7 protein-coding genes are annotated in these 12949 nt (G+C 55.7%); 6 read left to right on the top strand and 1 reads right to left on the bottom strand.

The window, feature by feature from the left end; all coding sequences use genetic code 11:
* Nucleotides 1-104 precede the first annotated feature (104 nt).
* The 4 genes from iscR to sseB all read left to right on the top strand — a co-directional run bounded on the left by iscR (nt 105) and on the right by sseB (nt 4374).
* Nucleotides 105-602, top strand: a complete 498-nt coding sequence (gene iscR / locus N5923_RS07430) for a Fe-S cluster assembly transcriptional regulator IscR (protein ID WP_267143262.1) — start codon at nt 105-107, stop codon at nt 600-602.
* Nucleotides 603-758: 156 nt separating this feature from the next.
* Nucleotides 759-1940 carry an IscS subfamily cysteine desulfurase gene (locus N5923_RS07425; protein WP_267143263.1) on the top strand — a complete coding sequence of 394 codons (1182 nt, stop codon included), beginning with the start codon at nt 759-761 and terminating at the stop codon, nt 1938-1940.
* 276 nt (nt 1941-2216) lie between these two features.
* Nucleotides 2217-3503, top strand: a complete 1287-nt coding sequence (gene pepB, locus N5923_RS07420; protein WP_267143264.1) for an aminopeptidase PepB — start codon at nt 2217-2219, stop codon at nt 3501-3503.
* An 88-nt stretch (nt 3504-3591) separates the two neighbouring features.
* Complete coding sequence (gene sseB / locus N5923_RS07415) at nt 3592-4374, top strand: enhanced serine sensitivity protein SseB (RefSeq protein ID WP_267143265.1); 783 nt, start codon at nt 3592-3594, stop codon at nt 4372-4374.
* A gap of 36 nt (nt 4375-4410) precedes the next feature.
* Here sseB and sseA read toward each other — a convergent pair whose 3' ends face one another.
* Nucleotides 4411-5259 carry a 3-mercaptopyruvate sulfurtransferase gene (gene sseA, locus N5923_RS07410; RefSeq protein ID WP_267143340.1) on the bottom strand — a complete coding sequence of 283 codons (849 nt, stop codon included), beginning with the start codon at nt 5257-5259 and terminating at the stop codon, nt 4411-4413.
* 262 nt (nt 5260-5521) lie between these two features.
* On the opposite strand from sseA, the gene N5923_RS07405 reads away from it, so the two are divergent.
* The gene (locus tag N5923_RS07405; RefSeq protein WP_267143266.1) at nt 5522-10498 is read left to right on the top strand and encodes an alpha-2-macroglobulin family protein; all 4977 of its coding nucleotides are present in this window, start codon (nt 5522-5524) and stop codon (nt 10496-10498) included.
* Between the two features lie 42 nt (nt 10499-10540).
* Nucleotides 10541-12862, top strand: a complete 2322-nt coding sequence (gene pbpC, locus N5923_RS07400; RefSeq protein ID WP_267143267.1) for a peptidoglycan glycosyltransferase PbpC — start codon at nt 10541-10543, stop codon at nt 12860-12862.
* Nucleotides 12863-12949: the final 87 nt, after the last annotated feature.

The following is a 12949-nucleotide window of genomic DNA, read 5'->3' as shown; positions in this document are numbered from 1 at the left end:
CTCGGTTAAATAGTTGACCAAAACACTCAGGAATGTCAGACTTGCCTCATCACTTTTTGTTAACAGCCCCCGATAACTGGGGTCTAACCGAGGTCGCAAAAGTTATGAGACTGACATCCAAAGGCCGTTATGCCGTTACCGCCATGCTTGACGTTGCACTGCACTCTCACGATGGTCCAGTGCCGTTAGCAGATATTTCAGAACGTCAGGGGATCTCTCTCTCCTATCTGGAGCAGCTGTTCTCTCGTCTGCGTAAAAATGGGCTGGTGTCCAGCGTACGTGGTCCGGGCGGCGGTTACCTGCTGGGTAAAGACTCTGGTGCGATCGCAGTTGGCGCAGTGATTACGGCGGTTGATGAATCTGTTGATGCGACTAAGTGTCAGGGTAAAGAGGGTTGCCAGGGCGGTGAGCGCTGTCTGACCCACGTGCTGTGGCGCGACCTGAGCGAGCGTATCAGTGATTTCCTGAATAACATTACCCTGGCTGAGCTGGTTAATAATCAGGAAATCCTTGATGTTGCCGACCGTCAGAACAGTATTGAAGCCCGTCGCTTACCGCACGGCCGTATGCAGGAAACGATTAACGTTAATTTGCGCGCGTAATTTATCACCCGCGACAGATGTTAATAAGCGATTAATGCGGCGACTTCGGTCGCCGCAAGCATTTGTGCTTTTCACCTGATGGTGAAGAGAGTAAAAAAACAGAAGGCAGTATCAGTCGTATTTAATAGTGAAGCGATGTACGGAGCTTATGGCGCAATGAAATTACCGATTTACCTGGATTACTCTGCTACCACCCCTGCGGATCCGCGCGTGGCGGAGAAAATGATGCAGTTTCTGACTATGGATGGCACATTCGGTAACCCGGCTTCCCGCTCGCACCGTTTTGGCTGGCAGGCAGAAGAGGCGGTAGATATCGCCCGTAACCAGGTCGCCGAACTGGTCGGCGCCGATCCGCGCGAGATTGTATTTACTTCCGGCGCCACCGAATCCGATAACCTGGCAATCAGAGGTGCCGCGACCTTCTATCAGCAGAAAGGCAGGCACATTATTACCTGCAAAACTGAACATAAAGCGGTGCTGGATACCTGCGCGCAGCTGGAGCGTGAGGGCTTCGAGGTCACTTATCTCGATACACAGCGCAACGGCATCGTTGATCTGGCGGCCCTTGAGGCGGCAATACGTGACGATACCCTTTTGGTTTCGATCATGCATGTTAATAATGAAATCGGTGTGATTCAGGATATCGCCGCCATCGGCGAACTCTGCCATGCGCGCGGTGTGCTGTATCATGTTGATGCCACGCAGAGCGTGGGTAAGCTGCCGCTCGATCTGAGCCAGTTGCCGGTGGATCTGATGTCTTTCTCGGCGCATAAAATCTACGGGCCGAAAGGCATTGGCGCGCTGTTTGTGCGTCGTCAGCCACGTATCCGTCTGGAAGCGCAAATCCACGGTGGCGGCCACGAGCGTGGTATGCGTTCCGGTACTCTGCCGGTGCACCAGATTGTCGGCATGGGCGAAGCCTACCGTATCGCTAAAGAAGAGATGGGCAGTGAAATGGCGCGTCTGCGCACGCTGCGCAACCGTCTGTGGCAGGGCATTAAGGATATTGAAGAAATTTACCTCAACGGGGATATCGCGCTGGGCGCGCCAAATATCCTTAACGTCAGCTTTAACTATGTTGAGGGTGAATCCCTGATAATGGCGCTGAAGGATCTGGCGGTCTCTTCAGGCTCGGCCTGTACTTCGGCCAGCCTTGAGCCTTCCTACGTGCTGCGCGCACTGGGTATTGCTGATGAACTGGCGCACAGCTCGATCCGCTTTTCGCTCGGTCGCTTTACCACTGAAGAAGAGATCGATTACGCCATTGCGCTGATTGGAAAATCCATCAGCCGTCTGCGCGCGCTCTCTCCGCAATGGGAAATGCATAAAGCGGTTTGAGATCTCAGCCGTATGCCGCAGATGCTGAACGGGCCGGATTTTATTCGGCCCGTTTTACATCTGAAGAAATAAAATGATCACTTAATCAGACTGACAGTCGCGAAATTACTCAGGCATTGTATGATGCTTATCTGGCTACCGATCCATCCAGGGTGTTTTTTGCCGATATCACCCCATGGTTCGCCCACCTGAAACCGGGTGGCGGAGCGACGTTAATACCGCCGGAGCTAATGATTTTTACGACAAATTGAATATAAAAAAACAAGGAGCCATGCGATGACAACAGAAGCAATGAATATCACCCTGTCAACGGCAGCGGCAGACGCACGCTGGGGCGAAAAAGCGATCCTCAGCAGTAATGACAGTGGCATGACAATTCATCTGAATGGTAACGATCCGCTGGCAGTCATTCAGCGCGCAGCGCGCAAAATTGATGGTCAGGGTATTCGCAAAGTGGTTCTCAGCGGTACCGATTGGGATTTAGAAAAAAGCTGGGCATTCTGGCAGGGTTATCGTGGCCCGAAAGGCGAGCGCACGGTTGATTGGGCCGAGCTGAATGACAGCGAGCGTGCAGAATTCGATGCGCGTCTGAAGGTGGTGGACTGGGTGCGTAACACCATTAACCTGCCAGCGGACAATCTGAGTCCATCCCAGCTGGCGCGTAGCGCGGTTGATCTGCTGAGTGATGTCGGTGGCGAGAAGGTGAGCTATCGCATTACTAAAGGCGAAGATCTGCGTGAACAGAAGTATATGGGCATTTACACGGTGGGCCGTGGTTCAGAGCGCAGTTCTGCTCTGCTGGCGCTGGATTACAATCCAACCGGCGATGAAAATGCACCGGTTTACGCCTGTCTGGTGGGTAAAGGCATCACCTTTGATACCGGCGGCTATAGCCTGAAGCAGAGCGCCTTTATGGATTCGATGAAATCCGATATGGGTGGCGCGGCAACGGTGACTGGCGCACTGGCGCTGGCGATTACCCGTGGCCTGCAGAAGCGCGTGAAACTGTATCTCTGCTGTGCAGAAAATATGGTCAGCGGTAATGCCTTTAAGCTGGGCGATATTATCCATTACCGCAACGGCAAAACCGTTGAAGTGATGAATACCGATGCCGAAGGGCGTCTGGTGCTGGCGGATGGTCTGATTGACGCCAGCGAACAGAATCCTGAGCTGTTAATTGATGCCGCCACCCTGACCGGGGCGGCGAAAACCGCACTGGGAAATGACTACCACGCGCTGTTCAGTTTTGACGATCAGCTGGCAGGTAAACTGATGGAGAGCGCGGCAAGTGAAAACGAGCCATTCTGGCGTCTGCCGCTGGCTGAATTCCATCGCGGCCATCTGCCATCGAACTTTGCCGACCTGAACAATATCGCCAGTCCTGCGCATTCTGCTGGCGCCAGCTCTGCTGCCGGCTTCCTGTCGCATTTCGTTAAGAACTACCAGAAAGGCTGGCTGCATATCGACTGTTCCGCCACTTACCGTAAAGGTGCAGTGGATCAATGGTCTGCTGGTGCCACCGGTTTGGGCGTACGCACCATTGCTAATCTGTTGTTAAAGTAAGCTGAAACGGGCCGGATCATCCGGTCCTGTGGTAGCGGGGCGACAGTAATCATTGCCGCCCCGGCAAATTATTGCCCGGAATCAAACCATGAACCAATCGAATAACCGCCTTGAAGAGGTGCTGAAACTGGCAGCCACTGAAGCTGCGCATCGGCCTGAGTTTTTTGAATTGCTGATGAGCGCCAGCGTCTGGGTGCCGGGCGAAAGCGCCACTGAAGCGAGCGCCACCGGACAACTGGATGCCAGTGCCGCTGTTGATCTCCGGCACTGGGAAAAAGAGGACGGCGCCAGCATTATCCCTTTCTTCACCTCAATTGAAGCCATGCAGCAGGCTGTCAGTGACGAGCAGGCGTATCTGATTATGCCGGTGCGTACGCTGTTTGAGATTACGCTGGGTGAAACCCTGTTTCTTAATCCAAAACTGCCCGCCGGCAAAGAGTTTTCACCGAGTGAAATCGCCAGATTGCTTGGTGAAGGCGGCGATGCGCTGAGCCAGCAAACGGTACTGGAGGGTGGTACGCCACTGTTGCTGTCTGAAATTGCTGAGCCACCGTCGCAGGTCATCGACTCGCTGACCCAGCTGTTTGCCAAACATAAACAGGTGCGTCGTGCTTATGTCGCGCATATCAAAGAGTCGTCGGATCAGCCAGCCAATCTGCTGATTGGTATTGAGGCCGACAGTAATATTGATGCGATTATTCGTGCGGCAGGCAGCGTGGCAACTGACACCTTACTGGAAGATGAACCGGTTGATATCTGCGAAATTGTCGAGGGTGACAAGGGCATCAGCCATTTCTTTACCGCCCATATTACGCCGTTTTATGAGCGTCGCTGGGGTAGCTTCCTTCGTGAGTTTAAGCAGGTCAACTAGTTCGAACAACTGGCCGGGCGTTCCCGGCCGTTTGTCTCAGACGTTAGTCTTAATCGGTAAATCGTCGCGGCTACCCCATTCCCCCCAGGAGCCGTCATACAGCTTAACGTTGGCCACACCCAGCGTCGTCAGCGCCAGAATCAGCACTACCGCCGTCACCCCGGAACCACAGCTGGCAACGATTGGTTTAGCCAGGTCGACCCCATGTCGCTGGAAAATTGCTGCCAGCTCTGCCGCTGGTTTCAGCTGGCCATCGACCACCACTTCGTTCCACGGCACGTTAAAACTGTTGGGAATATGCCCGCGATGTAGCCCCGGACGCGGCTCATCGACTTCGCCGTTAAAGCGGTTAGCGGCACGCGCGTCAACAATCTGCGCTGTGCCTTCATGGCTGATCAGCAATACATCAGTAACCCGACGCACCAGGTCAGCATCGTACTGCGCGTCGAATTCACCTTCCGGCAGCGAGACTTCGCCAGTAGCCAGCGGTAAACCCGCCTGTTTCCAGCCTTGCAGGCCGCCTGCCAGAATCGATACCTGAGCAACGCCAAAGGCACGCAGCATCCACCATGCGCGCGGCGCGGAAAAAAGATTACCCTCGTCGTAAACCACCAGGTGCTTATCACTGTTGATACCCAGTTCCCGCATCGCCACGGCAAAACTCTCCGCGCGCGGCATCATATGCGGCCAGGGGCTGGTGTGATCGGAGAGCGCTTCAATATTGAAGAAGGGCGCATCAGGCAGATGGCCCGCCAGATATTCAGCCTTAATATCACGTACCTTCTCCTGACCGGGAGGAAGCATACGTGCATCAATCACCTGGACATCATTTTCAATCTGGTGTTCGGCGAGCCAGTCGGCAGTAACAAAGAAGGAGGTTGTCATCGCGGCCTCGTTAGGGGTCTGTGTCATAGAAGTGCTGACTTTGAGTGTCGGCGATCTCTGACGACACCACAAGAAAATTTCTATTATGCGGATGATCTTAAATGAAATTTACGAGATGCCTCGAAAAATGAGAGATCATAAACAGCAAATCAACAAGCTGCTGAGTAATCGCTCGCATAATAATAAATTATTTGATCACTTTGAGGCGTTTCCCGCCATAATGTTGTTCTCATTTCGCAGGCTATTGTGCCATGGAGATCGTATGAAAGGGTTGGGAAACGGGTTAGCTGTGGCTGCTTTACTGGCGCTGACTGTGCTGTCGGGTTGCGATGATAATGATAAAAAAGCGCAACCTGCGATATCTGCCGAAAAAAGCGCCACGCCATCCGGCGGCGCGGCGGCGCAAAGTAGCTTAAGCGATACCCGACGCGCGGCGGAAGCAGAACGCGATAAAGGAAAACCGCTGCAGGTTGTGGATATCTCCGAGGTGCAACTGGATGGCGCCAGTACGCTGGTAGTGACCTTCTCGGTAGCGCTGGATGACAAGCAAAATTTTGCGCAGAAACTGCATCTGGTGGACAGCAAAAGCGGCGCTATCGACGGCGGCTGGGAACTGGCGGCTAATCAGCGCGAGCTGCGTTTTCGCCATCTGGAGCCGAATCGCAAGCTGATCGCCTCCATCGATAGCGGACTGAAAGCGCTCAATGGCGCCACGCTGGAGAGCGCCGCCGAGCAGGAGATCACCACGCGTGATGTGCAGCCGATGGTGGGATTTGCCAGCCGCGGTTCTCTGCTGCCAACGCGCGTCATCCAGGGATTACCGATTCTGGCGCTCAACGTGAATAGCGTGGATGTCGATTTCTTCCGGGTTAAACCCGCTTCTTTGCCCACCTTTCTCTCCGCCTGGGAGTACGGCAATAGTCTGCAAATCTGGCAATCGGATGAGTTGCTGAAAAAAGCGGATCTGGTTTACAGCGGCCGTTTTGATCTTAATCCCGCGCGCAATACCCGCGAAAAAATGCTGCTGCCCCTAAGCAATATCGACGCCTTTAAACAGCCAGGCGTCTATCTGGCGGTGATGAAAAAAGCCGGATCTTACAGCTACAGTAATGCCGCCACCTTGTTTACCCGCAGTGATATTGGGTTGTCGTTGCATCAGTTTCCGACGCAGATGGATGTGTTTAGCCAGAGCCTGGAAAATGGCGCGGCGCTGTCTGGCATTACCCTGACCCTGCTGGATGAAAAAGGACAAACGCTGCAGCAAGCCACCAGCGATAAGCAGGGACATGCGCAGCTAAAATCATCGGACAAAGCGAAATTATTGCTGGCCACGCAAGATCAGCAAACCACGCTGCTGGATCTTAGTCGCCCGGCGCTGGATCTGGCGGAGTTCGCCATCGCGGGGCCGGAAGGCTATGACAAGCAGCTGTTTATCTTTGGGCCGCGCGATCTTTATCGTCCTGGTGAAACGGTAATCGTGAATGCCTTACTGCGCGATGCTGACGGAAAACCTTTACCGCCACAGCCCGTTAAACTGGAAGTTGTTAAACCGGATGGTGAGGTGGCCCGCACTCAGGTGTGGCAACCAGAAAACGGTCTCTATCAATATCGTTATAGTCTGCCGGAATCCGCAGCTACCGGTGGCTGGACGCTGCGGGTCAATACTGGTGACAATCGTCCACGCAGCTGGCGTTTTAATGTGGAGGATTTTCTGCCGGAACGTATGGCGTTGTCGCTGAAAGGTGCCGATCATCCCCTGTCACCCGCTGAAGATCTCTCTTTCCAGGTGAATGGCCGCTATCTGTATGGTGCGCCTGCCGCAGGAAATCATTTGCAGGGACAGCTCTATTTGCGCCCCAACCGCGAAGCGGTTGCCGCGCTGCCAGGCTATCAGTTTGGCGATATTAATGAAGATGGCTTAAAACGCAGCCTTGATGAGCTGGATATTACTCTGGATGCACAGGGAGACGCTGTGGTGTCCGTGCCGTCAGGCTGGGAGGATGTCCATTCGCCGATCAATGTCATCATGCAGGCCAGTCTGCTGGAGAGCGGTGGCCGTCCGGTAACCCGTCGTATTACCCAGGCTATCTGGCCTGCTGATGCGCTGCCAGGCATCCGCCCGCTATTCGGAAATAAAGATGTTTATGACTACCGTAGCGACAGCTATCGCAGTCAGCCGATGGTGGAGGAGGGCAGTAATGCCGCGTTTGATATTCTGCTGGCGAATGCAAGCGGTGAGAAACTGGCGGCACAGAATGTTGATGTGCGTCTGGTGCGTGAACGTCGTGACTACTACTGGAGCTTCTCCGATGGAGAAGGCTGGCAGTCGCGTTACGATCAGAAAGATCTGGTTGAGGAGCAGCAACAAATTTCGCTGGCCGCCGATGGCACGGCGCGCGTTGAGTTCCCGGTCGACTGGGGCTCGTATCGTCTTGAAGTGCGCACTGCCGATAATAATATGCTGAGCAGCGTACGTTTTTGGGCAGGTTACAGCTGGCAGGATAATACCGCTGGCAGCGGCGCACTGCGCCCGGACCAGGTAAAACTTAAACTGGATAAACCCGCTTATCGGCCAGGTGAAAAAGCCAGCGTACATATCGAAGCACCGGCAGCAGGTAAAGGCTATCTGATGCTGGAGTCCAGCAATGGCCCATTATGGTGGCAGGAAATCGATGTGCCAGCCGGGGGACTCGACGTTGAAGTGCCGGTTAATCAGGAGTGGCGTCGTCACGATCTCTATCTCAGTGCGCTGGTCATTCGTCCTGGGGAAAAAGAGAAAGGCACCACGCCAAAACGGGCTGTGGGGCTGCTGCATCTGCCGCTGGCGGATAACAATCGTAAACTCACGCTTGCCCTTGATGTTCCGGAAAAAATTCGACCTAACCAGACGCTGACGGTGAAAGTGAAAGCGGCGCGACAGGGCGGCGAAGTGCCGAAAAATATCCATTTGCTGCTGTCGGCGGTAGATAGCGGCGTATTAAGCATTACCGACTATAAAACCCCGGATCCCTTTAACGGTTTCTTTGGCCGTAAACGTTATAACGCCGATCAATATGATATCTACGGACAACTGATTGAAGGGCAGGGACGTCAGGCGACGCTGCGCTTTGGTGGTGATGGCGATGAAGATGACCCGCTGGCGCGCGGCGGTCAGAAACCAGTGACCCATGTCAATATTGTGGCGCAGCAGGCGCTACCGGTAACGCTGAATGCTAACGGCGAAGGCAGTGTCGAACTGCCTGTACCGGAGTTTAACGGTGAGTTGCGCTTAATGGCGCAGGTGTGGAGCGACGATAGCTTCGGTCAGGGTGAACAGAAGCTGGTGGTCGCCGCGCCGCTAATTAGTGAGCTGGCAACCCCGCGCTTTATGGCTGGCGGCGATAGCGCCCGTCTGGCGCTGGATCTGACTAACCTTTCTGGCCTGCCGCAAACCCTGAAGATTAATCTGGCGGCACAGGGTCTGGTAAAACTGGATGACAGCGGGATGCAGACGGTCGCGCTGAAAGCGGGGGAGCGCACCACCTTGCTGGTTCCCGTCAGCGCGCTGACCGGTTTTGGCGATGGCGAAATTACCGCTGAGATAACCGGTCTTAATCTGCCAGGTGAAACTGTCAAGCCGCTCCATCAGCGCTGGAAAGTCGGTGTGCGCCCGGCATGGCCTGCGGAGACGCGTAATTTTGAAGCGGTTGTCCGCAGTGACGCACCCTGGAGTGTGCCTGCTGAAGCACTAAGCGGACTGGCTCATGCCACACTGCAAGGCCAGCTGGCAATTGGCAGCCGCCCACCGCTGAATATTGCGCGCTATATTCGTGAGTTGTACGCTTATCCCTATGATTGCCTTGAGCAGACGGTCAGTGGCCTCTACCCGTCGCTGTATACCAATCATGCGCAGCTGATGGCGCTGGGGATCAAAGGCAGCAGCGATACTGCCCGGCGCGAATCGATCGATGTTGGTATCGATCGTCTGGCCGGCATGCAGCGTCTGAACGGCGGTTTCGGTTTATGGGGCAAAGAGAGCCAGGAAGAGTTCTGGCTGACAGCTTATGTCACCGACTTCCTGATTCGTGCCAGTGAGCAGGGTTATAGCGTATCGCAGTCCGTGCTGGATCGCGCTAATCAGCGTCTGTTGCGTTATCTGCAGGATGCGAATCAGATTGAGGTCTACTACAGCAGCGACGCTGCCGCCTCACGCTTCAGCGTACAGGCCTATGCCGCATTAGTATTAGCGCGTCAGCAAAAAGCGCCACTAGGCGCCCTGCGTACGCTTTATAACAAAAAAGCCAGCGCCAAAGCGGGGCTGCCGCTGGTGCAACTGGGTATTGCGCTGAGGCTGATGGGCGATGTGCCGCGCGGAAGTGATGCGATTAACCAGGGTATGGATACCAGCCGTACGGATAACCGTTTGTGGCTCGGGGATTACGGTAGCGCGCTGAGGGATAATGCGATGATACTGAACCTGCTGGCGGAAAATAAACTACTCCTCAATGAGCAGGATCTGCTGCTGGTCAGGCTGTCGCAACAGCTTAACGGCAAGCGCTGGCTTTCGACGCAGGAGAATAATGCCCTGTTCCTTGCCGGTAAGGCGCTGATGTCTTCGGCTGGACAGCCCTGGCAGGCGGTACTTAACGACCAGACTCCGGCGCTGAGCGGCACGGAAACCTACACCGGAGTGCTGTCAGCGACGCAGCTAACTGGCGGTGTCAGTTTAGCCAATCCGGGTAGCGGTAATCTGTACGGGCGTCTGGACGTGGTGGGTTATCCGCAGAACGCGCCGGAACCCTGGAGTAACAATCTGCAAATCAGCCGTAGCTATCTGGGGCTGGATGGCAGAGAGAAGTCGCTGGCAAATCTGAAGAGTGGAGAGCTGGTGCTGGTTCAGCTGAAAGTTTCAGCGCGTGAACGCGTTCCTGATGCGCTGGTTGTTGACCTGCTACCCGCCGGTCTGGAGCTGGAAAATCAGAACCTGAGTGACAGCAGCGCCAGCCTGGCCGATAGTGCGGCTGATGTGCAGGAGTCGATTGGCGATATGCAGCAGGCCAGCATTAAACATCTTGAGTTCCGCGACGATCGTTTCGTTGCGGCGGTGGATATTGATGGCTATCGTCCGGTGACATTACTCTATCTGGCGCGCGCAGTGACGCCGGGCAGTTATCAGGTTCCTGCACCGCAGGTTGAGTCAATGTATGTGCCGCAATGGCGTGCGCTGGGCGTTACGCCCGGCCGCCTGAACGTGCACTAAAACCTGGCGCCCGGCCCGGTGTCGGGCGCCATTAAATTGCCGATGAAAAGACGTTTTCGCATTTTGCGCTGGCTGCTGTTGCCGGCTGCGCTCATTATTGTGCTGCTGGTGGCAGACCGGCTCTCACCCTTGCCGCTGCAACAGGTTGAACCTGCACGCGTGGTGGTGGCGGAAGATGGTACGCCACTGTGGCGTTTTGCCGATCGTAACGGTATCTGGCGTTATCCGGTCACCCTTGATGACGTTTCTCCCTTGTATCTTGAGGCGCTGCTGACCTATGAAGACCGTTGGTTCTGGCAGCATCCTGGGATAAATCCTCTCGCCATTTTGCGTGCCGCCTGGCAGGATATTCGCGGTGGCGGCATTATTTCCGGTGGCAGTACCCTGACCATGCAGGTTGCTCGCTTAATCGATCCGCAACCGCGCAACTGGCGCGGTAAACTGCTGCAGGTCTGGCGTGCTTTACAGCTGGAGTGGCATCTGTCGAAGTCAGAGATTCTGACTCTGTATCTTAATCGAGCGCCTTTTGGCGGCACGATTGAGGGGATCGGCGCGGCCAGCTGGACCTGGCTGGGAAAATCGCCGGCGCAGATGACGCGCAGTGAAGCCGCGCTTATGGCGGTGCTGCCCCAGGCCCCGAGCCGCTTGCGGCCCGATCGCTGGCCACTGCGCGCTCAGGCTGCGCGCAACAAAGTGTTGCAGCGCATGATTGATTATCAGGTGTGGCCGAAGCAGCAGGTTGATGAACTGTTTGCTGAGCCGGTGTGGCTGGCACCGCGTCAGATGCCTGAACTGGCGCCTCTGCTGGCAAGACGGTTGCTGACGGTTTCTCCACAGCAAAAGGTGACGTCCACCATCAATGCGTCGCTGCAGCGTCAGCTGGAAGCGCTGGCAACGGGCTGGAAAAACCAGCTGCCGCCGCGTACCTCGCTGGCCTTTCTGGTGGTCGATCACACCACCATGAAAGTGCGTGGCTATCTGGGATCGATTGATCTTAATGATGACAACCGCTTTGGTCATGTCGATATGATCAGCAGCGTGCGATCACCAGGATCGATTCTGAAACCCTTTGTCTATGGGCTGGCGATTGACGACGGACTGATTCATGCCGAGTCGCTGTTGCAGGATGTGCCGCGCCGTTTTGGCGATTACCGACCGGGAAATTTTGACAGCGGTTTTCATGGTCCGGTCAGCGCCAGCGAGGCGCTGTCACGATCGTTAAACCTGCCAGCGGTGCAGTTGCTGGATGCCTATGGGCCGAAGCGTTTTGCCGCCGCGCTGCGTAATACCGGGATTAATTTACGCTTTCCGGCGGCGGTAGAACCGAATCTTTCGCTGGTGCTCGGTGGAACCGGTACGCGGATGGATGAGGTGGTGTCAGCTTACAGCGCTTTTGCACGCCAGGGGAATGTCGCCGCACTGCGATTTCTGCCCGGGCAGAAACTGGAGGAGCGCCGTTTACTCTCGCCGGGGGCGGCATGGGTGATTCGCCGCATTCTGGCCGGTGAGGCGCAGCCACAGTCGGGGGGCGATGGTTCTGCGATAGTACCGTTGGCGTGGAAAACCGGCACCAGCTATGGCTACCGTGATGCCTGGGCGGTGGGCGTTGATGCGCGCTATCTGATCGGTGTCTGGGTGGGGCGTCCTGATGGTACGCCGGTGGCTGGTCAGTATGGCTATGCCAGCGCGGTTCCAGTGTTAAATCAGGTCCATCATTTGCTGATGTCATCGCCGGGGTTTCGTGGACCGGTTTTGCCGGGCGATCCGCGCCCTGCTTCGGTGAGCGCAGCGACCATCTGCTGGCCCGGCGGACAAAGCCTGGCGCCGGGAGATAGCAACTGCCGCCAGCGCCGCCAGAGCTGGATCGTGAATAATACCGTGCCGCCGACGCTGCTGGCGCCGGGACAGGAGGGCGTTTCGGGTCTGCAGCAACCGATCTGGCTAAACTCTCAGGGACTGCGTGTAGCGTCAGACTGTAGTGGGGCGCAGGCGCAAACGCTGATGTTATGGCCGTTGCCGCTGGAGCCATGGCTGCCGCAAGCCGAACGGCGCGCTAGCCGTCTGCCCGCGATTGATACGCACTGCCCGCCACTCAGTGCCGGTAATACGGTTCCTCTGATTTTAACCGGACTGCGTGATAGTCAGATTCTGCATCGCTTGCCAGGGCAACAGCGGCTGGCGATCACCGTCAGCGTGCAGGGAGGCCAGGGAAATCAACGCTGGTGGTTCCTGAATGGCTCGCCGCTGGAGGATCAGAGTGGTGCGCAATCGCAGGCATTATCTTTCGAAAAGCCTGGCGCTTATCAGCTCACGATACTGGATGAAGGTGGACAGGTAGCAACCGCGTCTTTTACAGTTGAGTAAACTGTTTTACGCTCTGAACAGCAAATGCGACCGGTTTGTCGCGACGGCGATCAAATTTTTTTAACGAATTGTTGAATCTTAGGTAGG

Source organism: Winslowiella arboricola, assembly GCF_025527015.1.
In the GTDB taxonomy this organism is placed as follows: Bacteria; Pseudomonadota; Gammaproteobacteria; order Enterobacterales; family Enterobacteriaceae; genus Erwinia; species Erwinia arboricola.
The sequence above is the reverse complement of the archived record's forward strand: the minus strand, read 5'-3'. Positions and strand labels throughout refer to the sequence as shown.